Source organism: Klebsiella sp. JB_Kp031, assembly GCF_040064295.1.
Lineage (GTDB): Bacteria > Pseudomonadota > Gammaproteobacteria > Enterobacterales > Enterobacteriaceae > Klebsiella > Klebsiella quasipneumoniae.
This window is the reverse complement of sequence record NZ_JBEAJW010000041.1, coordinates 109,522-133,846: the sequence shown is the minus strand read 5'-3', so window position 1 is coordinate 133,846 and position 24,325 is coordinate 109,522. Positions and strand designations below refer to the sequence as shown.

Genomic DNA, 24,325 nt, shown 5'->3' with positions numbered 1-24,325 from the left:
CTCTCTTTAAGGCCAGCCTCGCGCTGGCCTTTTTATTCCCTGACCTTCCCTGCCGTACCTTGCTTCAACGTAGCGCAACATCTCAATGAAAGCGATTACATTATGGTAATGGTCGATTGCTGCCTGCGTGCGTCATCTCATCGGCGTATTTTTCACAATGTTACATATTGTTTCGGTTAACTCTGATTACCGTTTTTCAAATTGTCGACTATCCTTGTTTATATTGCTGATTTAAAAAGCATTTAATGCATTACGTTTCTTTACCTTTGTGGAAACGATTACACAGCCGTGATTATAATCACGTTTTTTTACCGACGAGTGTCCTACGCTAACCATCGACAGAATCAATAACTCAACTGGAGGGCGTTATGCCTGACAACAAAAAACAAGGGCGTTCAAACAAGACCATGACGTTCTTCGTCTGTTTCCTCGCCGCGCTGGCTGGCCTGCTGTTTGGCCTTGATATCGGTGTTATTGCGGGTGCCTTACCCTTTATTGCCAATGAGTTCCAGATTTCCGCCCACACTCAGGAGTGGGTGGTCAGCTCCATGATGTTCGGCGCCGCCGTCGGTGCGGTCGGCAGCGGCTGGCTCTCCTTCAAACTGGGCCGTAAAAAGAGCCTGATGATCGGCGCCATCCTCTTTGTCGCCGGCTCTCTGTTCTCCGCCGCCGCGCCAAACGTCGAGATCCTGCTGGTTTCCCGCGTGCTGCTGGGCCTGGCGGTAGGCGTCGCCTCATACACCGCGCCGCTGTATCTATCGGAAATCGCTCCGGAGAAAATTCGCGGCAGTATGATTTCCATGTACCAGCTGATGATCACCATCGGGATCCTTGGCGCTTACCTCTCCGACACCGCCTTTAGCTACAGCGGCGCATGGCGCTGGATGCTCGGCGTGATCATTATTCCGGCGGTATTGCTGCTGATCGGCGTTATCTTCCTGCCGGACAGCCCGCGCTGGTTCGCCGCCAAACGCCGCTTTGTTGATGCCGAGCGCGTGCTGCTGCGCCTGCGCGATACCAGCGCCGAAGCGAAACGCGAGCTCGACGAAATCCGCGAAAGCCTGAAGGTAAAACAGTCCGGCTGGTCGCTGTTTAAAGACAACAGCAACTTCCGCCGCGCGGTGTTCCTCGGCATTCTGCTGCAGGTAATGCAGCAGTTCACCGGGATGAACGTCATCATGTACTACGCGCCGAAGATCTTTGAGCTGGCGGGCTATGCCAACACCACCGAGCAGATGTGGGGGACGGTCATTGTCGGTCTGACTAACGTGCTGGCCACCTTTATCGCCATCGGTCTGGTCGACCGCTGGGGCCGTAAACCGACGCTGATCCTTGGCTTTATCGTCATGGCAGCGGGAATGGGCGTCCTGGGCAGCATGATGCACATCGGTATTCACTCCTCAACCGCCCAGTACATCGCCGTCCTGATGCTGCTGATGTTTATCGTCGGTTTCGCCATGAGCGCCGGCCCGCTGATTTGGGTACTGTGTTCTGAAATCCAGCCGCTGAAAGGCCGCGACTTCGGTATCACCTGCTCAACGGCGACCAACTGGATTGCCAACATGATTGTCGGCGCCACCTTCCTGACCATGCTCAATTCGCTGGGCAGCGCCAACACCTTCTGGGTCTACGGCGGTCTGAACGTGCTATTTATTCTGCTGACGCTGTGGCTGATCCCGGAAACTAAAAACGTCTCGCTGGAACATATCGAACGCAACCTGATGCAGGGTCGTCCGCTGCGCGAGATCGGCGCCCGCGATTAATCCGTCTGAGCTTCCTCCCCTTTCGGGAGGAAGCTTCCGCTTGCTCTCCCCCCTCCGCCGCACTATCCTCTGGCGCTATGAAAACACCCCGTATTCCCATCGCTATTCAGCAGGCCGTGATGCGCAGCCTGCGGGAGCATCTCGCCAAAGCGAACCTCAAGCTGGAACGCCGCTACGCAGAGCCGACGTTGGTCTACCAGCAGCGCGGTACCTCCGCCGGCACCGCCTGGCTGGAGAAAAACGAAATTCGTTTAAATCCGGTGCTGCTGCTGGAAAATCAGCAGGCGTTTATCGATGAAGTGGTGCCCCATGAGCTGGCGCACCTGCTGGTGTGGCAACACTTTGGCCGGGTAGCCCCGCACGGTAAAGAGTGGAAATGGATGATGGAGGGCGTGCTGGGCGTTCCCGCACGTCGCACCCATCGCTTTGAACTCGATTCGGTCCGCCAGAATACCTTCCCCTACCGCTGCCGCTGCCAGCAGCATCAGCTCACCGTCCGTCGCCATAACCGGGTGGTGCGCGGCGAAGCCACTTACCGCTGCGTGCGCTGCGGCGATCTGCTGGTGGCTGAAGAATAACCATTGGAATTAATTAGAAACTTTCTGATCTGACTGATTGCATCCGGCACCCTCATTCGCTACGTTGCGGGCTCGTTTTGACACGGAGTGAACGATGTCCCGTATGCATGTTTTAGCCGTTGCAGTATTGAGCACGGCAGTGAGTGGCCCGCTTGCGGCCGCAGAAATTACCAGTTTTTCCCAGGCCAAGGCCGCTGGCGTCAAAGTAAACGCCGACGTTCCCGGCGACTTTTACTGCGGCTGTAAAATTGCCTGGCAGGGTAAAAAAGGCGTTATCGATCTGGAATCTTGTGGCTATAAAGTGCGTAAAAATGAGAACCGCGCCAGCCGGGTTGAATGGGAACACGTGGTGCCGGCGTGGCAGTTCGGCCATCAGCGCCAGTGCTGGCAGGAGGGTGGTCGTAAAAACTGCGCCAAAGATCCTGAGTACCGCAAGATGGAAAGCGACATGCACAACCTGCAGCCGGCGGTGGGAGAAGTGAATGGCGATCGCGGCAACTTTATGTACAGCCAGTGGAACGGCGGTGAAGGCCAGTACGGCCAGTGCACCATGAAGGTCGATTTTAAAGATAAAATCGCTGAGCCCCCTGCCCGCGCCCGCGGCGCCATCGCCCGCACCTACTTCTATATGCGCGACCGCTACCAGTTAAATCTTTCCCGCCAGCAAACTCAGCTGTTTACCGCCTGGAACAAACAGTATCCGGTCACCGCCTGGGAGTGTGAACGCGATGAGCGCATCGCGAAAGTGCAGGGCAACCATAATCCTTATGTCCAGCAGGCTTGCCAGGCGCAAAAGAGCTAACCTACACTAGCGGCAATTGTTAATTTGCAGCCCTGTGCTTCCCGCCTAATGGCGGGAAGCTGGCATCTGCGCAAAGAACGGAATATCAAGCATGCGCATTCCTCGCATCCATCATCCAGAACCCCTCATTGTCGGCAGCCTGATCGCGCTGAGCGATGACGCGGCCAACCACGTCGGGCGCGTTCTGCGCATGACCGCCGGTCAGCACCTTCAGCTATTCGACGGCAGTAACCAGGTGTTTGACGCCGTCATCACCGAGGCCGGTAAGAAAAGCGTCACGGTTGAAGTCCTCAGTGGCGAACCCGACGATCGGGAATCGCCGCTGCATATCCATTTAGGCCAGGTGATGTCCCGCGGCGAAAAAATGGAATTCACCATCCAGAAATCGATCGAACTCGGAGTAAGCCTCATAACGCCACTGTTTTCCGAGCGCTGCGGCGTTAAACTGGACGCCGAACGTTTGCAGAAAAAGATCCAGCAGTGGCAAAAAATCGCTATTGCCGCCTGCGAACAGAGCGGTCGTAACGTGGTACCGGAAATTCGTCCGGCGATGCAGCTGGAGGAGTGGTGCGCCGAGCAGGACAGCGGGCTGAAGCTCAACCTGCACCCGCGCGCCAGCGCCAGCATTAACACGCTGCCGCTGCCGGTTGAACGCGTCCGTCTGCTGATTGGCCCGGAAGGCGGGCTGTCGGCTGAAGAGATAGCAATGACCGCGAAATACCAGTTTACTGATATCCTGTTGGGACCGCGCGTTCTGCGTACAGAGACTACTGCGCTCACCGCCATTACTGCCCTGCAGGTGCGTTTTGGCGACTTAGGTTGAGGCGTTAACGGAGAAGAACCATGATCAAGCTCGGCATCGTGATGGATCCCATCGCAACCATCAACATCAAGAAAGACACCAGCTTCGCTATGTTGCTGGAGGCGCAGCGTCGCGGCTATGAACTCCATTACATGGAGATGAACGACCTTTATTTGATCAACGGCGAGGCCCGCGCCCGGACGCGCACACTGAGCGTCGAACAGAACTACGACAAATGGTATGACTTTACCGGCGAGCAGGATCTGCCGCTGGCGGATCTTGACGTCATTCTGATGCGTAAGGATCCACCGTTCGATACCGAATTTATTTATGCGACCTATATTCTGGAACGAGCGGAAGAGAAAGGCACGCTTATCGTCAACAAGCCGCAGAGCCTGCGCGACTGTAACGAGAAGCTGTTCACCGCCTGGTTCTCCGAACTGACCCCGGAAACGCTGGTCACACGTAATAAAGCCCAGCTTAAAGCCTTCTGGGAAAAACACGGCGATATCATCATGAAGCCGCTCGACGGCATGGGCGGCGCCTCTATTTTCCGCGTCAAAGCCGGCGATCCGAACCTCGGCGTGATCGCCGAGACGCTGACCGAGCTGGGCAGCCGCTACTGCATGGCGCAGAACTATCTGCCGGCCATTAAAGATGGCGACAAGCGCGTGCTGGTGGTGGATGGCGAGCCGGTACCTTACTGCCTGGCGCGCATTCCGCAGGGCGGCGAGACTCGTGGCAATCTGGCCGCCGGCGGCCGCGGCGAAGCCCGCCCGCTAACCGAAAGCGACTGGGATATCGCCCGCCGCGTCGGCCCGACGCTGAAGGCTAAAGGCCTGATTTTCGTTGGCCTGGATATCATTGGCGACCGTCTGACGGAAATTAACGTCACCAGCCCCACCTGCGTCCGTGAGATCGAGGCCGCCTTCCCGGATATTTCGATCACCGGCATGCTGATGGACGCTATCGAAAGACGTCTCGCCCGATAAGCACTACGGCGGACGAACGTCCGCTCAGGGCACAGCGAGCGCGGATTGCCGCGCTGGTGAAACCCTTCCAGCCAGGCGCCGCTCGGGCGCCTGCCAGATAAAGTGCATCGACACCATTCTACTTTGCCCGCATACTGGGTGTTGCTTTTTGAACCAGGAACAGAACCTCTGACAATGAATTTACAGCATCACTTTCTGATTGCCATGCCTGCGCTTCAGGACCCCATTTTCCGCCGCTCCGTGGTCTATATCTGCGAGTATAACGACGAGGGTGCCATGGGCATTATTATCAATAAGCCGCTGGAAAATCTGCAGGTGGAAGGGATCCTTGAGAAGCTCAAAATTGTCCCGGAGCCGCGTAATCCGGAGATCCGCTTGGATAAACCGGTGATGCTGGGCGGCCCGCTGGCGGAAGACCGCGGCTTTATTTTACATACCCCGCCCTCTGACTTTTCCTCAAGCATCCGTATCTCGGATAACACGGTGATCACCACCTCGCGGGATGTCCTCGAAACCTTAGGCACCGACCGGCAACCGGGCAACGTGCTGGTTGCCCTGGGCTACTCTTCGTGGGAGAAAGGGCAGCTGGAGCAGGAGATTCTAGATAATGCCTGGCTTACCGCCCCGGCTGACCAGAATATTCTCTTCCGTACGCCCATCGCCGATCGCTGGCGCGAGGCGGCTAAACTGATTGGCATCGACATCGTGACGATGCCAGGCGTCGCGGGGCATGCATAATGAGCGGTACCTTTCTCGGCTTTGATTTCGGGACCAAAAGCATCGGTGTGGCGGTAGGGCAACGGATCACCGCAACCGCCCGGCCACTGCCGGCGCTGAAGGCGCAGGACGGTAAACCGGACTGGAATATCATCGAAAAATTGCTTAAGGAGTGGCAGCCGGAGGCGGTAATCGTCGGCCTGCCGCTGAATATGGACGGCACTGAGCAACCGCTGACCGCGCGCGCGCGTAATTTCGCCAATAAAATTCATGGCCGCTTTGGCGTCGCGATCCTTCTCCACGATGAACGTCTGAGTACGGTTGAGGCCCGGGCGGGCCTGTTCGAACATGGCGGCTATCGGGCGCTGAATAAAGGCAGCGTCGATTCGGCCTCTGCGGTGGTCATTCTGGAAAGCTACTTCGAGCAGAGCTTTTAAGCCCTGCTCTTCTGCGCCGCCGGCGAACCGCAGACGGCGCAGCTCCCCCGCCTAGTGGCGCAGATGTTCGTTAGCCCAGCTCACCGCCTGGGTGCGATTCTTAACGCTCAGCTTACGGAACACGTTATACAGGTGCGTCCGCACCGTGTTCTCACTGATAAACAGCGCGCGGGCAATATCGAGGTTGGTCGCGCCGCAGCGCAGTTCGTTGAGGATCTCGCATTCTCGTTCGGTCAGCGGCGAGTTCTCAACCGGCGCCGATGCATGGTCCGCAGCGTACATCGCCGGGTGCATCACGCTCAATTCAGCCGTCTGTTCGCCGTTCAGCACGGCCTTGACGCCCTCAATTAAGCGCGATTCATCATCGTCATGGCGGAACACGCCATATAAAGCCGGCCACTGCGCCATTTCGTATAACTCATACTTTTGTGCGCTATTAATAATCAACAAACGAGGGTTATCTGCCTGCAAGCGAATAATATCCCGCCATACCCCGTTTAATTTCTTATTTGACACTGCAATATCAAATAATATTACAGAATCTTTTGCCAGACGCTGCGCCAGCGGTTTATTAATATTTTGTAAAACCACCGGTGCCACCAGGGTTTCGCTCAGATAGCTGGCAAAGGCTTTGCTTTGAATAGACGGGTGGGTAATAAAGGTTACCTGACGAGAAGATGATGAATTTCCATTTAAATTAATCACTTAAAACTCTCCTTAGCAGCTATCCACCGTCATGGTGGTTAAATGAATAAAAAAATATACAATCAGCCGTGAATTTATAAATAGCATTGGCAATTTACAAATTGAAACGTTATTCCATGAGAATCATCCTATTCCCGTAAACAGCATAAATCGAATGACTCAAAGCTGTCAAAAGGTAATCAAACTTTTTTCCTGGAAATGCGTATTCACTGCCGACATATCTCAACTGAATATCTTATTTGAATTTATTCACAAGGATTATTTGTATTATCAAATAATATCCAGAAACAGCTTTTAAACATTTAGTTAACACACCATTTCAACCACCCAACTCGCTTCACACTCCCCTTACAGCTCGCCTGCGGCCACACGTTGCTGAAAACTCTGGGTAAATGTCAACATTCCGGCCTGCATCCCGGTCTGCATTACACCGGGCAGCTGATGCACTTTTCCTTCGCGGATCAAATTCCCTACCGCCGGCGTATTAACCAGAAACTCGTATAGCGCAACTCTGCCGCCCTGACGTGCGGGTAATAATTTTTGCGCCAGCACCGCGCACAGGCTTCCGGCCAGCTGGCTACGAACCTGATCTTTCTCCTCTGCCGGAAAGACATCGATCAATCTCTCCACCGCCGGCGCCGCGCCGCGGGTGTGTAATGTCGCCATCACCAGATGCCCGGTCTCCGCCGCAGTTAACGCCAGACGAATGGTTTCGCTGTCGCGTAGCTCGCCGAGCAGGATCACATCCGGATCCTGGCGCAGCGCCACCCGAAGCGCCGCGGAGAACGAAGGACAGTGCCGGCCAATCTCCCGCTGCTGAATCAGGCACCGCTCGCTGTGATGAATAAACTCCACCGGATCCTCCAGCGTCAGAATATGGCCATCAAGATGCTGGTTGAGATGGCCGACCATCGCCGCCAGGGTGGTCGACTTGCCGCTGCCCGTCGCCCCGGTGACCAGCAGCAAGCCACTCTCTTCCGCCAGCAGCTCGCTTAGCGCAGGCGGCGCGCCCAGCGCCTCCAGGCGCGGACACTGGCTGGGCAGCAGGCGCAGCACCAGCGATATTCCGCGCGTATGGGCGAAAGCGCTGGCGCGTAACCGTGAACCACAGGCCAGAGTCAGCGCAAAGTCTATCTGGCCGTGCTCCTGCCAGTGCTGTAACTGTGCGGCATCGAGCCAGTCGTTGAGTAAATCCGCAATATCCGGTGCGGGAAAGGGCGCGGGCTCCAGCTTACCCTGCCGCCGCCAGCGCGGTGCGGCGGAATTGCACAGGTGTAGATCGGAGACATTATGCTTTACACTAAGGGCTACGATTTCTTCCAGCTTCATAACTCATCCTCGGAATATGAACGATATTGCGCATAACCTGGCACAGGTCCGGGACAAAATCTCCGGTGCCGCCGCCCGTTGCGGGCGTGCGCCAGAAGAAGTGACATTGCTTGCAGTGAGTAAAACGAAACCTGCGAGCGCGATCGAAGAAGCCATCGCGGCAGGCCAGCGGGCATTTGGTGAAAACTACGTCCAGGAGGGCGTGGAGAAGATTAACCATTTCCAGCAGGCAGGCGTCAGTGGACTGCAGTGGCACTTTATTGGTCCCTTGCAGTCCAACAAAAGCCGGCTGGTGGCCGAACATTTTGACTGGTGCCACACCGTCGATCGGTTGAAAATCGCCACCCGCCTGAACGAGCAGCGCCCGGCGCATTTGCCGCCGCTAAAGGTGCTGATTCAAATCAACATCAGCGATGAGCAGAGTAAATCCGGCATCCCGCTGGAAGCGCTCGATGCCTTAGCCGCGGAGATCGCTGAGTTACCTCATCTGGAGCTGCGCGGCCTGATGGCGATCCCCGCGCCTGAGTCAGAATATGTAAGGCAGTTTGCCGTCGCCCAGCAAATGGCGGTAGCATTTGCGCGGTTAAAAACGCGGTACCCCACGGTCGATACGTTGTCTCTGGGAATGTCGGACGATATGGAAGCCGCTATCGCGGCGGGAAGCACGATGGTGCGCATCGGCACGGCCATTTTTGGTGCGCGCGACTACAGCAAATAATAAGGAATCTGAGGAACGCCATGAAGACGTTGACTTTCCTGCTTTCAACGGTCATTGAGCTTTACACAATGGTCGTGTTGTTACGCGTCTGGATGCAGTGGGCGCGCTGCGACTTTTACAACCCGTTTTCGCAGTTTGTGGTAAAGGCCACGCAGCCGATTGTCGGACCGCTGCGCCGGATCATCCCGGCAATGGGGCCGATTGACAGCGCCTCGCTGCTGGTGGCATTCATCCTCTGCGTCATCAAAGCGATCGTCCTGTTTATGGTGATCACCTTCCAGCCGATCATCTGGATCTCCGCCCTGCTTATTCTGCTGAAAACCATCGGCTCGCTGATCTTCTGGGTGCTGCTGCTGATGGCGATCATGAGCTGGGTCAGCCAGGGACGCAGCCCGGTGGAGTATGTGCTGATGCAGCTGGCGGACCCGCTGCTGCGTCCAATCCGCAACCTGCTGCCGTCGATGGGCGGTATCGATTTCTCACCGATGGTGCTGGTGCTGCTGCTGTACGTGATCAATATGGGGGTCGCCGAGGTGCTGCAGGCTACCGGTAACGTACTGCTGCCGGGGCTGTGGATGGCGCTATGAGTGCCGTTGAAAGCTGCGCTGACGGGCTGGTGCTGAGGCTGTATATTCAGCCGAAGGCCAGCCGCGACAGCATCGTGGGCGTACATGGCGACGAGCTCAAAGTCGCCATTACCGCCCCGCCCGTTGATGGCCAGGCCAATGCCCATCTGGTGAAATTTCTCGCCAAACAGTTCCGCGTCGCCAAAAGCCAGGTACTGATTGAAAAAGGCGAGCTGGGCCGCCATAAGCAAGTTAAAATCATCGCCCCACAACAGATCCCGACTGCGGTCGCGGCGCTAACTGAATAAACAGGATTCATCATGCAAAAAGTCGTCCTCGCTACCGGCAACGCCGGTAAAGTGCGCGAACTGGCCTCGCTGCTGGAAGATTTTGGTCTCGATATCGTCGCTCAGACCGAGCTCGGCGTCGAGTCTGCGGAAGAGACCGGTCTGACCTTCATTGAAAACGCGATTCTGAAAGCGCGTCATGCGGCGCAGATCACCGGCCTGCCGGCTATCGCCGACGATTCCGGTCTGGCCGTCGATGCCCTTGGCGGCGCGCCAGGCATCTACTCCGCCCGCTATGCCGGCGTCGACGCCAGCGACCAGCAGAATCTTGAGAAACTGCTCGACGCCCTGCAGGACGTGCCGGACGACCAGCGCCAGGCGCAGTTCCACTGCGTACTGGTCTATCTGCGCCATGCCGAAGATCCCACGCCGCTGGTGTGCCACGGCAGCTGGCCTGGGGTGATCGCCCGGGAAGCCGCAGGTCATGGCGGCTTCGGCTACGATCCGATTTTCTTCGTCCCGTCAGAGGGAAAAACCGCGGCCGAACTGAGCCGTGAAGAAAAGAGCGCCATTTCCCATCGCGGGCAGGCGCTTAAACTGTTACTGGATGCATTACGTAATGGCTAATTTGCCACCGCTGAGTCTCTATATTCATATTCCCTGGTGCGTGCAGAAATGCCCGTACTGCGACTTTAATTCGCATGCACTGAAAGGCGAGGTGCCGCACGATGACTACGTCCAGCATCTGCTGAACGATCTGCGGGCCGATGTGCAGTATGCCCAGGGACGGGAAATAGGCACCATTTTTATCGGCGGCGGTACGCCGAGCCTGCTGTCAGGCCCGGCCATGCAAACCCTGCTCGATGGCGTCCGCGCCTGCCTGCCGCTGGCCGCCGGGGCGGAAATCACCATGGAAGCCAACCCGGGCACCGTGGAGGCCGATCGCTTCGTTGATTACCAGCGCGCCGGGGTGAATCGCATCTCTATCGGCGTACAAAGCTTTAGCGAACCAAAGCTGCAGCGGCTGGGGCGGATCCACGGCCCGGAAGAGGCCAAACGCGCGGCACGCCTCGCCAGCGGCCTGGGCTTGCGCAGTTTCAATCTCGACCTGATGCACGGTTTGCCGGACCAGTCGCTGGAGGAGGCGCTGGACGATCTGCGTCAGGCCATTGCTCTCAACCCGCCGCATCTCTCGTGGTACCAGCTGACCATTGAGCCGAACACCTTGTTCGGTTCCCGGCCGCCGGTGCTGCCGGATGACGACGCGCTATGGGATATTTTTGAGCAGGGACATCAGCTGCTGGGCGCCGCCGGCTACCAGCAGTACGAGACTTCCGCTTACGCCAAAGCGGGCTATCAGTGTCAGCACAATCTCAACTACTGGCGCTTTGGCGACTATCTCGGCATCGGCTGCGGCGCGCACGGCAAGATAACCTTCCCGGACGGGCGCATCCTGCGTACCGCCAAAACCCGCCACCCGCGCGGCTATATGGAAGGCCGCTACCTCGAACGCCAGCATGATGTGGAAGAGGCGGATAAACCGTTTGAGTTCTTTATGAACCGTTTTCGCCTGCTGGAGGCCGCGCCGCGCGCGGAATTCCGCCGTTATACCGGTCTTGATGAAGCGGCGATCCGTCCGCAGCTGGACGCGGCGATAGCCCACGGCTATCTGCAGGAAGACGCGCAGAACTGGCAGATTACCGAGCATGGAAAGCTGTTTTTAAATTCTCTTCTCGAACTATTCCTCAGCGAATAAATATCGTTATCCCATTCCCGGCAGCAATATGGCGGGAATGGGAATCACTCGATTCCTCCGCCATATATACCTCATTACATCCGTTCCATTGTTATTAAATATTCCACTCTCAAATTAATTTGCATTAATTAATACAAACCAAATATCAATCCTTCAATAAGATCGGTTATTTCATTACCTCATTGCCAGAAAGTGTGAGTCAGGCAGCTTAAAGATGTACGACAACAAAGATAATATGTCATACAGAAATAAAGCATGATGCTTAAGATATTGACCCATTACCCCAAGTGCATGGAGCCAACTCATGAAAAAATATCCTTTTTCTCGTTCTCTGGTAGGTATAGCTTTACTGGCCCTACTCTCTGCAGGTGCCGTCGCGGCTGAAAAAATAACATTAAAACTGGCGCATAACCTTGAGCGCAGCCATGTGGTGCATCAGGCGTTTGAGGAGATGTCCAAAGAGGTAAACCAGCTTTCTGACGGTAAGATGAAGATTCGCATTTACCCGAGTAGTCAGATGGGCAGCGCGCGCGAGACCATGGAGTTATTACAAAATGGCGCGCTGGATATGACCAAAGGTTCCGCCAGCGATCTGGAATCTTTCGATAATATTTACGCCATATATAATTTACCATTCTTGTTTAACGACCAGAACCACTTCAATAACGTGGTCTTCGGCGAGGTGGGTAAAGAAATAATGAACTCGACGAAAGAGAAAGGATTTTTTGCCCTTTCCGCTTATGTCGCCGGGACGCGAAGTTTTTATGCAAAAAAGCCCATCACCAGGCCGGAAGATTTAAAAGGACTGAAGATCCGCGTTCAGGCCAGTCCGACAACGTTAAAAATGGTCGAATTAATGGGCGGTTCCCCAACCCCCATCTCCTTTGGTGAAGTTTATACCGCCATGCAGCAGGGGGTGGTGGACGGCGCGGAGAATAACGTTCCCTCCTGGGTGCAGACGCGCCATATCGAAATCGCGAAAGTATTCTCTGAAGATGAGCATGCCTCCATCCCTGATTTCCTCGTTATCTCCAGTAAAACCTGGGACAAGCTGACGCCGGATCAGAAACAAATCCTGATCAAAGCGGCGAAAGCGTCAGAGGTTTTTCAGCAACAGCTGTGGCGGAAAATCGACGCCGATACCCGCGCGCAGGCCAAAGCCATGGGGGGCGAAATTATCAAAGTGGATAAAGCGCCGTTCCGCGCCGCCGTGCAGCCGCTATTCGATGACTTTAAAAAAGATCCTGTACAGGCCGCCCTGCTGGCCAAATTTGAAGCTGCCGCGGAATAACCATTAACGGGCCAGCCGCTGGCCCGTCTTCACCAGGAAATCAACGATGATACTTAACCGCATCAAGCTGGCGGTGGACCGCACCATCGCCGCCTTCTCTGTCGCTGTAATGATTGCGCTGGTTGTCTGCGTCGTCTGGCAGGTATTCAGCCGCTACGTGCTTAACCAGCCAAGCACCCTGACCGATGAGCTGGCGCGCTTCTTAATGATCTGGGTCGGGCTACTGGGCGCGGCCTACACCCTCGGCGCCCAGCGTCACCTGGTGATTGATTTACTCACCATGACGCTCTCTCCCCGCAGGCAGGCGCTGTTCAGCGTCATTATTAACCTGCTGATCCTGCTGTTTGCCGGCGCAGTGATTGTGACCGGCGGCGTAAAACTGATTGCAAAAACGCTGTCGACCGCCCAGGTCTCAGCCGCGATGCAGATCCCCATGGGCTACGTGTATCTGATCCTGCCGCTCACCGGCATCATGATGATGTTTTACGCATTGTGTTTTATCAGTAACGGCCTGAAAGCCATGAAACATGCAGAAGAAGGAGCAACTCATGGATAGCGCTATTGCACTGACGCTATTTGGCGTTTTCTTTATTCTGGTTTTTATCGGCGTTCCCATCTCCTTCGCCATCGGTATCGCTACCGTTGGCTCGATGCTGCTGATGTTTCCCTGGGATATCGCGGTGATAACCGTGTCTCAACGCCTGGCGAACGGGCTTGATAACTTCGCGCTGCTGGCCATCCCCTTTTTTATCTTTGCCGGAACCCTGATGAACAGCGGCGGGATTGCAATACGCTTAATCAATCTGGCGCAGGTGATGGTTGGGCGAGTGCCCGGATCGCTGGGGCACGTTAACGTGCTCGCCAATATGATGTTCGGCTCGATTTCCGGTTCAGCCGTCGCGGCCGCCGCGGCGGTAGGCGGGACGCTGAATCCCATTCAGACGCAGAAAGGCTACGATCCGACCTTTTCCACAGCGGTAAACGTCTCATCCTGCATCACGGGTCTGCTTATTCCGCCGTCAAACGTCCTGATCGTCTTTTCCCTGACCGCAGGCGGCGTCTCGGTGGCCTCGCTGTTTATGGCCGGCTATTTGCCGGGCATCCTGATGGGCCTGGCTATTATGCTGGTCTGCGGCTGCATCGCTAAACGCCGCGGCTATCCGGTTTCCGAACGGCCGACCTGCGCCCAGGCGGCAAAGGCCTTTTTCGATGCTCTGCCCAGCCTGCTGCTGGTCATCATTGTGATGGGCGGGATCCTTGGCGGCATTTTTACCGCGACGGAAGCCTCTGCCATCGCCGTGGTCTACACCTTTATCCTGTCGGTACTGATCTATCGGGAAGTGAAGTGGCGCGATCTGCCGAAGCTGATTCTGGAATCGGTAGTCATGACCTCTATTGTGCTGCTGCTGATTGGCTTTTCGGTGGGCATGTCGTGGGCGATGACCAATGCCGATATTCCCTACATGATAAGCGATGCGCTAATGGGGGTGTCGGAAAACCCGGTGGTGATCCTGCTGCTGATTAACATTGTGCTGCTAATCGTCGGCATTTTTATGGATATGACCCCAGCGGTGCTGATTTTCACGCCGATATTTCTGCCCATTGCTGAGGATTTGGACATGAACCCGGTTCATTTCGGCATCATGATGGTCGCTAACCTGTGCATCGGCCTGCTGACCCCGCCGGTTGGCAGCGCGCTGTTTGTCGGCTGCTCCATTTCAGGGGTGAAAATTCAGCAGCTCATCAAACCGTTGCTGCCGTTCTACGCCGCCCTGCTGATCGCGCTGATGATGATTGTTTATATCCCGCCGATCTCGCTGTTTATTCCACAGCTGCTGGGGCTGATGTGATCGCCTGAGCGTCGTCGCTACCTGCGGGCGCAGGTAGCGAAATCAAGCTATTTTAACGAGCCAACCAGCGCTTTGCGGCTGTCCTCAAGGGAGACCACCCGGCTGCAGACGTCTTTACCAAACTGCTGGAAATCGGCCTCCTGGTTTTTCCACTCATCCTGGATAGCGGTTTGCAGACCGCCGAGGCTACCGAGAATGCCCTGCAGCGGGTTGCCGCCGCCTTTGAGCACCGCTTTCGCCCCCATCTCGTTAATGCTGTCCTGCAAAATGCCGCCCATCGCCTGATTTACCAGCTGCTGGCCGTCGGCGCGCACCTGGTCGATGGCTTTATAGTGGAAGGTCAGGCCATCGCTGCGGCGCTCAATGATGCGGTTCATCTGTTCTTTCAGCTGCGCGTCCAGCTTGGTCAGACGACCGTGCATACTGCTATTGGCGCCGACCTGTTCGGTAATGATTTTATCTAGCGCCTTGCGGCCTTTTTCGACTCGCGAACGCGCGCCTTCGTCAATCCACGGCAGGCTGCTACGCAGACTGGCCTGGTAATCCTGCGCCTGTTCGCGCTGGGCGGCGCTGAGCGCATAAGCCTTGCCGTTAAAGGTCAGGTTGCCGTCCGGTTTGATCACCAGATTGCCGTTTTCCCCTTTCACCTGTACCTGCTGAGGGGTGAGGATCACATCGTCACGCGGCGTGACGCTACACTGGTAGTCCGCATGGGCAGACAAAGCGGTGACGGAGAGCGCCACCGCCAGCAGCGTTTTACGCATCATAAAACTCCCTTAAGACAAAACGGGCCGGCAGTTGCCGACCCTTGTCAAACTTAGTCCCACCAGACGTCAAAAAGTTCGCTGGTGCGCACATCCTCTAACTTACGCGCTTCCAGCCATTTGCGCACGATGGCCTGATGCTCTTCGGTGCATTTACCGATCTCCTGCATGCAGATCAGCCCCTCCCAGGAGAGATAGCCGCTGCCGTCAAAGGCCAGCTTGTTCGGCTCAATCACCTCTTCGATCAGATCGTTGACCGTCTGGTCGATCTGCTCTTCACTGGTCCCTTCCGGGAAACGCCAGGCGACGGAGAAGCCTAACTCCTGAAACTCGTCGATATGCATTTTTTTACGCAGACGACGGCTACGATTCTTGGCCATTATTTCACCCTCTCGAACATTAAGTCCCATACGCCGTGGCCGAGACGATGGCCACGCTGTTCAAATTTGGTTACCGGGCGCGATTCCGGGCGCGGTACGTAATCGTTGCTTGCCGACTGGTTACGATACCCTTCCAGTGAGGACATCACTTCCAGCATATGGACGGCATAGGCTTCCCAGTCGGTCGCCATATGGAAGACGCCACCGAGCTTCAGTTTACTTTTCACCAGCTCGGCGAAAGGCGGCTGTACGATACGACGTTTATTATGGCGCGCTTTATGCCACGGGTCAGGGAAAAACAGCTGCACCATATTCAGCGAGTTATCCGGAATCATAGTGTGCAGCACTTCCACCGCATCGTGACACATCACGCGCAGGTTTTGCACACCTTCTTCTTCGGCCGAGGCCAGACAGGCGCCGACGCCCGGGGAGTGCACTTCGATGCCGAGGAAATTCTGTTCCGGTTTGGCTTTTGCCATCGCCACCAGCGAGGCGCCCATCCCGAAGCCAATTTCGAGGGTGACCGGCGCTTCGCGGCCAAACAGGGCGGCGAAATCGAGCGGCGCATCGTTGAATTCAACGCCCATCACCGGCCAAATGTTATCCAGCGCATGCTGCTGCCCTTTCGTCAGGCGGCCCTGGCGACGGACGAAGCTACGAATACGGCGCAGCGGGCGACCGTTTTCATCGAATTCCGGAGAAATGACGTCGTTTTTCATAAAAGTTTGGTCTGCTTGTGAATGTGTTCGGAAAACGGGCATTATCCAAAGTTACCCGGCGGATGCAAGGGTTTACAGCCACTCGCCCTTATGCTGCAATCTGCCCCCCTGTAATCGCGATCCCGGAGCCGTAGCTTTGACTTTTCTCGCCACGCAATTTTCAGCCCAGGTCCTGGACTGGTACGACAAATACGGGCGTAAAACCCTGCCCTGGCAAATCGCCAAGACGCCCTACAAAGTATGGCTCTCCGAAGTGATGTTGCAACAAACCCAGGTGACCACGGTTATCCCCTATTTTGAACGCTTTATGGCGCGTTTCCCTACGGTGGTCGATCTCGCCAACGCGCCGCTGGATGAAGTGCTGCATCTGTGGACCGGACTGGGTTATTACGCGCGGGCGCGCAACTTACACAAAGCGGCGCAGCAGGTGGCGACGCAGCACGGCGGCGAATTCCCGCAGACCTTTGACGAAGTGGCGGCGCTTCCCGGCGTCGGGCGCTCAACGGCGGGGGCCATTTTATCGCTTTCGCTCGGTCAGCATTATCCGATTCTCGACGGCAACGTGAAGCGCGTGCTCGCCCGCTGCTATGCTGTCAGCGGCTGGCCGGGGAAAAAAGAGGTGGAAAAACGGCTGTGGGAGATTAGCGAAGCGGTCACGCCGGCGAAGGGCGTGGAGCGTTTTAACCAGGCGATGATGGATCTCGGGGCGATGGTTTGCACCCGCTCGAAGCCGAAGTGCGAACTGTGCCCGCTGAGCAACGGCTGCGTGGCCTACGCCAATCATTCATGGGCAGAATATCCGGGCAAAAAACCGAAGCAGACCATTCCGGAACGCACCGGCTATTTTCTGCTGATGCAGCACGGTGACGAGGTGTTTCTCGCCCAACGTCCGCCGGTGGGTCTGTGGGGCGGATTGTTCTGTTTTCCGCAGTTTGCCGACGAAGCGGGCCTGCGCGAGTGGCTGGCACAGCGCCAGATTAAGGCCGATAATCTGACGCAGCTCACCGCTTTTCGCCACACTTTCAGCCATTTCCACCTGGATATTGTGCCGATGTGGCTTACAGTGCACTCATCTGGCGCATGCATGGATGAAGGCAACGCACTCTGGTATAACTTAGCGCAGCCGCCGTCGGTCGGTCTGGCGGCCCCCGTGGAGCGCTTGTTGCAACAGTTAAAAGCCGGAACGCCGGTATAAATTTTCGGCTATCAAAGAGGATTGATTATGAGCAGAACCATTTTTTGTACCTTCCTGCAGCGTGAAGCGGACGGCCAGGATTTTCAGCTGTATCCGGGCGAACTCGGGAAGCGCATTTACAACGAAATCTCCAAAGAAGCCTGGGCGCAGTGGCAGCACAAGCAGACCATGCTGATCAACGAGAAAAAGCTCAGCATGATGAACCCGGAGCACCGCAAGCTGCTGGAACAGGAAATGGTGCAGTTCCTGTTTGAAGGGAAAGACGTGCACATCGAAGGCTATACGCCGCCGGAAAAACAGTAAGGGCCCTGCGGCCTTTTAAAAACAAACACAACACGCACGCCCGGAATGATGAAAAAATACTTAGCGCTCGCGCTGATTGCGCCGTTGCTCGTTTCGTGTTCCAGCTCCAATAAAAAAGGCGCCGAATACAACGAGGCCTGGGTCAAGGATACCAACGGTTTTGATATCCTGATGGGCCAGTTTGCCCACAACATCGAGAACATTTGGGGGTACAACGAAGTCCTGCTCGCCGGGCCGAAGGACTACGTCAAATACACCGACCAGTATCAAACCCGCAGCCACATCAACTTTGATGAAGGGACGATCACCGTCGAGACCATCGCCGGCACCGATCCGCGCGGACGACTGCGCCAGGCGATCGTCAAAACCCTGCTGATGGGCGATGACCCCAACTCCATCGACCTCTATTCCGATGTCGATGACATTCAGATCTCCAAAGAGCCGTTCCTCTATGGCCAGGTGGTGGATAACACCGGGGCATCGATTCGTTGGGAGTGGCGCGCCGCGCGCTTTGCCGACTATCTGCTGCAAACACGCCTGAAGAGCCGCAACAACGGCCTGCGCGTGGTCTACAGCATCACCATCAACCTGGTGCCGAACCACCTCGACAAACGTGCGCATAAATACCTCGGCATGGTGCGTCAGGCCTCGCGTAAGTATGGGGTTGATGAGTCGCTGATCCTCGCGATTATGCAGACCGAATCCTCCTTTAACCCTTATGCGGTCAGCCATGCCGACGCCATGGGGCTGATGCAGGTAGTCCAGCACAGCGCCGGCAGAGACGTCTTCCGTTCCCAGGGTAAATCGGGCCTGCCAAGCCGCAGCTATCTGTTCGACCCGGCGAATAACATTGACACCGGTACTGCCTACCTGGCGATGCTGAACAATGTCTACCTTGCTGGCATCGATAACCCCACCTCGCGTCGCTACGCGGTGATCACCGCCTATAACGGCGGCGCCGGCAGCGTGCTGCGGGTCTTCTCCAGCGATAAAGTCCAGGCGGCCAATATCATCAACAGCATGGCGCCAGGTGACGTCTACCAGACGCTGACCACCCGTCACCCGTCGGCGGAATCGCGCCGCTATCTGTATAAAGTTAACACGGCGCAGAAAAGCTACCGCCGTAAATAACCCCCTCCTGACACCGGCCTCAGCCACGCGCTGAGGCCGCTTTTTTTCTGCGCCATACTGTGGAATATCTTTCGGTTTTCTGCGGCAGTTAACAGAAGCCTTCAGCTGGTGAATGATAGAATCGCATCAAAATAACGGGATTAATGTTATTTTAAAAACATAACAAGCCCACATTCGTGAGGATAACTACATGAATCTTAAGCTGCAGCTCAAAATACTGTCGTTCCTGCAGTTCTGCCTTTGGGGGAGCTGGCTCACCACGCTTGGCTCATACATGTTTGTCACGCTGAAGTTTGATGGCGCGGCTATCGGCGCAGTATATAGCTCGCTCGGTATCGCCGCGGTGTTGATGCCGACGCTGCTCGGCATCGTCGCCGATAAGTGGATCAGCGCCAAATGGGTGTATGCCGCTTGCCATCTGGTGGGCGCGCTGACGCTGTATCTGGCGGCGCAGGTCACCACGCCGGGCGAGATGTTCCTTGTGATCCTCCTCAACTCGCTGGCCTATATGCCGACGCTGGGGCTGATTAACACAATCTCTTACTACCGCCTGCAGTCGGCGGGGCTGGATATCGTCACCGATTTCCCGCCGATCCGGATCTGGGGCACCATCGGCTTTATCTTCGCCATGTGGGGCGTAAGCTTCTCCGGCTTCGAACTGAGCCATATGCAGCTGTACATTGGCGCGACGCTGTCGGTCCTGCTGACGCTGTTCACCCTGACGCTGCCGACGATCCCGGTGGCTAACGCCCAGCGTAATCAAAGCTGGACGGAGATGCTGGGGCTTAACGCTTTTGCGCTGTTTAAAAACAAGCGCATGGCAATCTTCTTTATCTTCTCGATGATGCTAGGCGCCGAGCTGCAAATCACCAACATGTTCGGTAATACCTTCCTGCACAGCTTCGATAAAGATCCGCTGTTTGCCGGCAGCTTTATCGTCGAACACGCCTCGGTGCTGATGTCGATCTCGCAGATCTCCGAGACGCTGTTTATCCTGACCATTCCGTTCTTCCTCAGCCGCTACGGCATTAAGAACGTGATGCTTATCAGTATCGTGGCGTGGATGCTGCGCTTCGGCCTGTTCGCCTTCGGCGATCCGACACCGTTCGGCACCGTGCTGCTGGTGCTGTCGATGATCGTCTACGGCTGCGCTTTCGACTTCTTCAACATCTCTGGTTCAGTGTTCGTGGAGAAAGAGGTGCGTCCGGAAATCCGCGCCAGCGCCCAGGGCATGTTCCTGATGATGACCAACGGCTTCGGCTGTATTCTCGGTGGCATGGTGAGCGGCAAAGTGGTGGAGCACTTTACCGTCGAAGGGATCACTAACTGGCAGAGCGTGTGGCTGATTTTCGCCGGCTATTCGCTGGTGCTGGCTTTTGCCTTCGTGGCGCTGTTCAAATACAAACACGTCAGACAACCGACCGCCGCGCAGCAGAGCGCGTGATCGTCAAAAGCAAAACGCCCCGCCGGTTCAGCGGGGCATTTTTTATCCCTTCAGCACGTAGCCATACAGCCGCTTAATGCCGTCCGAATCCGTCTCACTATATACCCCCTGCAGCTCCGGCGAGAAGCCCGGCAGCATATTAACCCCCTCTTCCAGCGCAAGGAAATAGCGCAGTACAGCGCCACCCCAGACCTCACCGGGCACCACGCATAATACCCCCGGCGGATACGGCAGCGCCCCTTCCGCCGCGACGCGGCCCTCCGCCTCGCTCAGACGCACCAGCTCCACGTCGCCGCGGATAAATTCGCGGTTGGCATCCTGGGGATTCATCACCACCCGCGGGAAGCTCCGTTTACGGAACATCTCTTTTTGCAGGCTCTTCACGTCAAAGCTGACGTACAGATCGTGCATCTCCTGGCACAGTTCGCGCAGGGTATAGTCGCGATAACGCACCGGGTATTTGTTATAGATGGTCGGCAACACATCGGCCAGCGGCGTATCCGCTTCAATATGCTGTTCAAACTGCCCCAGCATCGCCACCAGCTGCGCCATTTTTTCGGCGCTTTCCGCCGGCGTCAGCAGGAACAGAATCGAGTTGAGATCGCACTTCTCCGGCACGATGCCGTTTTCCCGCAGGTAATGCGCCAGAATGGTCGCCGGGATGCCGAACTCACTGTACTCCCCACTCTCCGCGTCGATGCCCGGGGTGGTCAACAACAGCTTGCACGGGTCGACAAAATACTGGTCGTCGGCATAGCCCTCGAAGCCATGCCAGCGCGCGCCCGGTTCGAAGCTGAAGAAACGGCGCTCCCGGGCGATCGCCTCAGTCGGATGATCCTGCCACGGGCGCCCCGCCACTATCGGCGGAATAAAAGGCTGGATCATCTTGCAATTGGCGATGATCGCTTTGCGCGCCTCGATGCCCAGCGCCACGCATTCGGCCCACAGGCGGCGGCCGCTCTCGCCTTCGTGGATTTTGGCGTTGACGTCCAGTGCGGCGAACAGCGGATAAAACGGGCTGGTAGAGGCATGCAGCATAAAGGCGTTATTCAGCCGCTTGTGCGGACAGAAGCGCGCCTGGCCGCGCAGATGGTTATCCTTTTTATGGATCTGCGACGTCTGCGAGAAACCGGCCTGCTGCTTGTGAACGGACTGGGTGACAAAAATGCCCGGATCGTCCGGGGTCAGCTCCAGCAGCAGCGGCGAACAGTCGGCCATCATCGGGATAAACTGCTCATAGCCCACCCACGCCGAGTCGAACAGGATGTAATCGCAGAGGTGGCCGATTTTATCGACCACCTGGCGGGCGTTATAGACCGTGCCGTCATAGGTTCCGAGCTGGATCACCGCCAGACGAAACGGGCGAGAGGCCGTGGCTTTCTCTGGCGCCGCTTCACGGATGAGATCCCGCAGGTAGCGCTCATCAAAGCAGCGCTCGTCAATACCGCCGATAAAGCCGAACGGATTGCGCGCGGCTTCAAGATAGACAGGCGTCGCTCCAGCCTGAATCAGCGCCCCGTGATGGTTTGACTTGTGGTTGTTGCGATCGAACAGCACCAGATCGCCGCGGGTCAACAGCGCGTTGGTCACGACTTTGTTGGCCGCCGAGGTGCCGTTAAGGACGAAGTAGGTTTTATCCGCATTAAAGACCTTCGCGGCGAACTTCTGCGCGTGCTTGGCCGACCCTTCGTGGATCAGCAGATCGCCTAATTTTACGTCGGCGTTACACATATCGGCGCGAAAGACGTTTTCGCCAAAAAAGTCATAGAACTGGCGGCCTGCGGGATGCTTTTTGAAAAAGGCCCCGTGCTGGTGTCCCGGACAGGCAAAGGTGCTGTTATCCATTTCGACGTACTGGGTCAGCGTATTGAAAAACGGCGGCAGCAGACGCGCTTCATAATCGCAGGCCGCCGCTTCCAGCTCCAGCCACTCCTGATCTTTACCGGCGATCACCGCCTGTACCCCCTCCGGCTTATCGACCGCCGTCTCGCTCAGCAGGTAGACCGGCAGGTTAAATCCGCTACGCCTGAGGAGGGCGAGGATGCCGCTGCGACTGTCCGCCGCGGTGATGACGACTGCCGCCACATCGGTAAAATCGGTACTGTCCAGCGCCACAACGCGACGGTGGGTGGACAAGCGGGTGACCAGCTCGCAGCTGGCGGCAATGTGCATGGATTTCATAAGCGCAAATGCCCGTATCGGGAGTGTAAAAATCTCAGGCAAGGGAAACCTTGCCCAACGATGTGTCCGGGTCTGACGGATTCAGCTCCGACCGCCGGACATCAGTAAAAGCAGACGCGTCCGATCTTACTGTTGCCCTACAGTGAGCATACGTGTCCTTCACCGCATGGTGAACAGAGGGGTAAGCGTAGCAAGATGAGGCAGCCCACGCATCTGTGCGCGGCGTCGCTGGCGAGGTAATGGCAGTGTCGTCATCGGCGGCCTCATATCAGGGAGGAGAAAATTCGCGCAATCATGGCACCTTTCCCCGACAGGCGCAAGATGAAAACCGTATGCACTTATATCACGGATACACAAGCTTTCACGGCGGGTTAACGTCATAATCATTCGGTTATCAGGGATATTTAACAGGAGTCAGCGTGGTTACAGGACCTTTTATTAATGCCAGCGCGGTGCTGGTCGGCGGCGTGTTAGGCGCCTTACTCAGCCAGCGGTTGCCGGAACGGATCCGCACATCCATGACCTCAATTTTTGGTCTGGCGTCATTAGGCATCGGCATTTTACTGGTGATCAAATGCGCCAATTTGCCGGTGATGGTGCTGTCGACCCTGGTGGGAACGCTGCTCGGCGAAATTTGTAATATGGAAAAAGGGATTAATACGCTGGTCAGTCAGCTCCAGCAGTTGCTGACGCCGAAGGGTAAGAAAAAAGCCTCGGCTCATGACTCCTATATTCAGAGCTGTGTGGCGATTATCGTCCTGTTCTGCGCCAGCGGCACCGGCGTCTTCGGCGCCATGCGCGAAGGGATGACCGGCGACGCCAGCATTCTGATTGCCAAAGCGTTTCTCGATTTTTTCACCGCCACCATTTTCGCTTGTACCCTGGGCATTGCCGTCGCCGCCATCAGCGTACCGATGCTACTTATCCAGCTGACCCTCGCGGCCTGCGCGGCGATCATTATGCCGCTCACCACGCCGATGATGCTGGCGGATTTCAGCGCCGTCGGCGGTATGCTGCTGGTGGCCACCGGGCTGCGCATCTGCGGAATAAAAATGTTTGCCGTGGTGAATATGCTGCCTGCGCTGGTGCTGGCGATGCCGATCTCAGCGGCCTGGACGCTGTTTTTTGCCTGAAGACGCGTGCTTTTAGCGCAATGTGGTGATAGATTGTTCAGTCTGCTGCAAAACAGATAAATTTCGTTGACGAGGCGCGGCGATTACGGTTTAATGCGCCCCGTTGCCCGGATAGCTCAGTCGGTAGAGCAGGGGATTGAAAATCCCCGTGTCCTTGGTTCGATTCCGAGTCCGGGCACCACTATTTAAAGAACCCAGCCTATGGCTGGGTTTTTGCTTTTCTGTAGCCGGACTCTCCATCGAACTGCGTTCGATTATTCGCCGCACAGCGGCTCACCCCTTCGGGGCCAGCGCGACACGCGCGCTGTTCAACGCCTGCGGCGTTAGTCCGAGTCCGGCACCACTATTTAAAGAACCCGCCCACAAGGCGGGTTTTTGCTCTTCTGTAGCCGGACTCTTCATCGAACATCGCTAACCCGTGATTTCTCTGCTGCACTTTTCTCCTGGTGAGCCAGCTGCCACTTAACGGCCAGCGCAGACCG

The 24,325-nt window shown here is 56.4% G+C and carries 26 protein-coding genes and 1 tRNA gene; 21 read left to right on the top strand and 6 right to left on the bottom strand.

Going from position 1 to position 24,325, the window contains the following annotated elements; genetic code table 11:
• Positions 1 to 368: 368 nt before the first annotated feature.
• The 7 genes from ABLV64_RS22030 (at position 369) to ruvX (ending at position 6,091) form a co-directional block, all read left to right on the top strand.
• Positions 369 to 1,763, top strand: coding sequence for a sugar porter family MFS transporter (locus ABLV64_RS22030; RefSeq protein ID WP_004205171.1), 1,395 nt, complete (start codon positions 369 to 371; stop codon positions 1,761 to 1,763).
• Between the two features lie 77 nt (positions 1,764 to 1,840).
• Positions 1,841 to 2,341: a SprT family zinc-dependent metalloprotease gene (locus tag ABLV64_RS22025; protein WP_004205173.1), complete on the top strand. Its 501-nt coding sequence runs from the start codon at positions 1,841 to 1,843 to the stop codon at positions 2,339 to 2,341.
• Positions 2,342 to 2,435: 94 nt separating this feature from the next.
• Positions 2,436 to 3,143: a deoxyribonuclease I gene (gene endA / locus ABLV64_RS22020; RefSeq protein WP_004205174.1), complete on the top strand. Its 708-nt coding sequence runs from the start codon at positions 2,436 to 2,438 to the stop codon at positions 3,141 to 3,143.
• Positions 3,144 to 3,234: 91 nt separating this feature from the next.
• Positions 3,235 to 3,966 carry a 16S rRNA (uracil(1498)-N(3))-methyltransferase gene (gene rsmE, locus ABLV64_RS22015; RefSeq protein ID WP_032456614.1) on the top strand — a complete coding sequence of 244 codons (732 nt, stop codon included), beginning with the start codon at positions 3,235 to 3,237 and terminating at the stop codon, positions 3,964 to 3,966.
• Positions 3,967 to 3,986: 20 nt separating this feature from the next.
• Positions 3,987 to 4,937, top strand: a complete 951-nt coding sequence (gene gshB, locus ABLV64_RS22010; RefSeq protein ID WP_004205176.1) for a glutathione synthase — start codon at positions 3,987 to 3,989, stop codon at positions 4,935 to 4,937.
• Positions 4,938 to 5,111: 174 nt separating this feature from the next.
• On the top strand, positions 5,112 to 5,675 hold the full coding sequence (locus ABLV64_RS22005; RefSeq protein WP_002916603.1) for a YqgE/AlgH family protein: 564 nt from the start codon (positions 5,112 to 5,114) through the stop codon (positions 5,673 to 5,675).
• Complete coding sequence (ruvX, locus tag ABLV64_RS22000; RefSeq protein ID WP_004205178.1) at positions 5,675 to 6,091, top strand: Holliday junction resolvase RuvX; 417 nt, start codon at positions 5,675 to 5,677, stop codon at positions 6,089 to 6,091. The genes ABLV64_RS22005 and ruvX overlap by 1 nt, the downstream gene beginning before the upstream one ends.
• 51 nt (positions 6,092 to 6,142) lie before the next feature.
• Here the strand turns inward: ruvX and ABLV64_RS21995 are convergent, their stop codons facing one another.
• Positions 6,143 to 6,796: a LuxR C-terminal-related transcriptional regulator gene (locus ABLV64_RS21995; protein WP_032456615.1), complete on the bottom strand. Its 654-nt coding sequence runs from the start codon at positions 6,794 to 6,796 to the stop codon at positions 6,143 to 6,145.
• A 348-nt stretch (positions 6,797 to 7,144) separates the two neighbouring features.
• Positions 7,145 to 8,125 (bottom strand): type IV pilus twitching motility protein PilT, encoded by a 981-nt coding sequence (locus ABLV64_RS21990; protein WP_348843153.1) that lies wholly within the window; start codon positions 8,123 to 8,125, stop codon positions 7,145 to 7,147.
• A 16-nt stretch (positions 8,126 to 8,141) separates the two neighbouring features.
• On the opposite strand from ABLV64_RS21990, the gene ABLV64_RS21985 reads away from it, so the two are divergent.
• The 8 genes from ABLV64_RS21985 (at position 8,142) to ABLV64_RS21950 (ending at position 14,593) form a co-directional block, all read left to right on the top strand.
• On the top strand, positions 8,142 to 8,843 hold the full coding sequence (locus ABLV64_RS21985) for a YggS family pyridoxal phosphate-dependent enzyme (protein ID WP_004205181.1): 702 nt from the start codon (positions 8,142 to 8,144) through the stop codon (positions 8,841 to 8,843).
• 20 nt (positions 8,844 to 8,863) lie between these two features.
• Entirely contained in the window at positions 8,864 to 9,430 is a 567-nt protein-coding gene (locus tag ABLV64_RS21980; protein ID WP_004205182.1) for a YggT family protein, read from the top strand.
• Positions 9,427 to 9,717 carry a DUF167 family protein YggU gene (gene yggU, locus ABLV64_RS21975; protein ID WP_004205183.1) on the top strand — a complete coding sequence of 97 codons (291 nt, stop codon included), beginning with the start codon at positions 9,427 to 9,429 and terminating at the stop codon, positions 9,715 to 9,717. The genes ABLV64_RS21980 and yggU overlap by 4 nt, the downstream gene beginning before the upstream one ends.
• Positions 9,718 to 9,729: 12 nt before the next feature.
• Positions 9,730 to 10,323, top strand: coding sequence for an XTP/dITP diphosphatase (locus ABLV64_RS21970; RefSeq protein ID WP_004205185.1), 594 nt, complete (start codon positions 9,730 to 9,732; stop codon positions 10,321 to 10,323).
• Entirely contained in the window at positions 10,316 to 11,452 is a 1,137-nt protein-coding gene (gene hemW / locus ABLV64_RS21965) for a radical SAM family heme chaperone HemW (protein ID WP_217324682.1), read from the top strand. Before ABLV64_RS21970 ends, hemW begins: the two co-directional genes overlap by 8 nt.
• 304 nt (positions 11,453 to 11,756) lie before the next feature.
• Complete coding sequence (locus tag ABLV64_RS21960; protein WP_348843154.1) at positions 11,757 to 12,743, top strand: TRAP transporter substrate-binding protein; 987 nt, start codon at positions 11,757 to 11,759, stop codon at positions 12,741 to 12,743.
• Positions 12,744 to 12,789: 46 nt separating this feature from the next.
• Complete coding sequence (locus ABLV64_RS21955; RefSeq protein ID WP_348843155.1) at positions 12,790 to 13,299, top strand: TRAP transporter small permease; 510 nt, start codon at positions 12,790 to 12,792, stop codon at positions 13,297 to 13,299.
• Positions 13,292 to 14,593 (top strand): TRAP transporter large permease subunit, encoded by a 1,302-nt coding sequence (locus tag ABLV64_RS21950; RefSeq protein WP_348843156.1) that lies wholly within the window; start codon positions 13,292 to 13,294, stop codon positions 14,591 to 14,593. The genes ABLV64_RS21955 and ABLV64_RS21950 overlap by 8 nt, the downstream gene beginning before the upstream one ends.
• Before the next feature lie 47 nt (positions 14,594 to 14,640).
• Here the strand turns inward: ABLV64_RS21950 and ABLV64_RS21945 are convergent, their stop codons facing one another.
• Genes ABLV64_RS21945 through trmB form a run of 3 tightly spaced genes read right to left on the bottom strand, consistent with a single transcriptional unit; the run spans position 14,641 to position 16,456 of the window.
• Positions 14,641 to 15,360, bottom strand: a complete 720-nt coding sequence (locus ABLV64_RS21945) for a DUF2884 domain-containing protein (protein ID WP_004205190.1) — start codon at positions 15,358 to 15,360, stop codon at positions 14,641 to 14,643.
• A 50-nt stretch (positions 15,361 to 15,410) separates the two neighbouring features.
• Positions 15,411 to 15,737, bottom strand: coding sequence for a YggL family protein (locus tag ABLV64_RS21940; RefSeq protein ID WP_002916620.1), 327 nt, complete (start codon positions 15,735 to 15,737; stop codon positions 15,411 to 15,413).
• Positions 15,737 to 16,456, bottom strand: coding sequence for a tRNA (guanosine(46)-N7)-methyltransferase TrmB (gene trmB / locus ABLV64_RS21935; RefSeq protein ID WP_004205192.1), 720 nt, complete (start codon positions 16,454 to 16,456; stop codon positions 15,737 to 15,739). Before trmB ends, ABLV64_RS21940 begins: the two co-directional genes overlap by 1 nt.
• A 136-nt stretch (positions 16,457 to 16,592) precedes the next feature.
• Here trmB and mutY point away from each other — a divergent pair, with 136 nt between their 5' ends.
• The 4 genes from mutY to ABLV64_RS21915 all read left to right on the top strand — a co-directional run bounded on the left by mutY (position 16,593) and on the right by ABLV64_RS21915 (position 20,529).
• Positions 16,593 to 17,651: an A/G-specific adenine glycosylase gene (gene mutY / locus ABLV64_RS21930; protein WP_017899765.1), complete on the top strand. Its 1,059-nt coding sequence runs from the start codon at positions 16,593 to 16,595 to the stop codon at positions 17,649 to 17,651.
• A 27-nt stretch (positions 17,652 to 17,678) separates the two neighbouring features.
• Positions 17,679 to 17,954: an oxidative damage protection protein gene (locus ABLV64_RS21925; protein ID WP_004105744.1), complete on the top strand. Its 276-nt coding sequence runs from the start codon at positions 17,679 to 17,681 to the stop codon at positions 17,952 to 17,954.
• Between the two features lie 48 nt (positions 17,955 to 18,002).
• A complete protein-coding gene (mltC, locus tag ABLV64_RS21920; RefSeq protein WP_002916629.1) occupies positions 18,003 to 19,085 on the top strand; it encodes a membrane-bound lytic murein transglycosylase MltC in 1,083 nt (360 codons plus the stop codon).
• Positions 19,086 to 19,275: 190 nt separating this feature from the next.
• On the top strand, positions 19,276 to 20,529 hold the full coding sequence (locus ABLV64_RS21915; RefSeq protein WP_023319141.1) for a nucleoside permease: 1,254 nt from the start codon (positions 19,276 to 19,278) through the stop codon (positions 20,527 to 20,529).
• A 42-nt stretch (positions 20,530 to 20,571) separates the two neighbouring features.
• Here ABLV64_RS21915 and ABLV64_RS21910 read toward each other — a convergent pair whose 3' ends face one another.
• The gene (locus ABLV64_RS21910; protein ID WP_017899763.1) at positions 20,572 to 22,710 is read right to left on the bottom strand and encodes an ornithine decarboxylase; all 2,139 of its coding nucleotides are present in this window, start codon (positions 22,708 to 22,710) and stop codon (positions 20,572 to 20,574) included.
• 419 nt (positions 22,711 to 23,129) lie between these two features.
• Here ABLV64_RS21910 and ABLV64_RS21905 point away from each other — a divergent pair, with 419 nt between their 5' ends.
• Both ABLV64_RS21905 and ABLV64_RS21900 read left to right on the top strand, forming a co-directional pair.
• Positions 23,130 to 23,843: a DUF554 domain-containing protein gene (locus ABLV64_RS21905; RefSeq protein WP_348843157.1), complete on the top strand. Its 714-nt coding sequence runs from the start codon at positions 23,130 to 23,132 to the stop codon at positions 23,841 to 23,843.
• A 105-nt stretch (positions 23,844 to 23,948) separates the two neighbouring features.
• Positions 23,949 to 24,024, top strand: a tRNA-Phe gene (locus ABLV64_RS21900).
• Positions 24,025 to 24,325 lie beyond the last annotated feature (301 nt).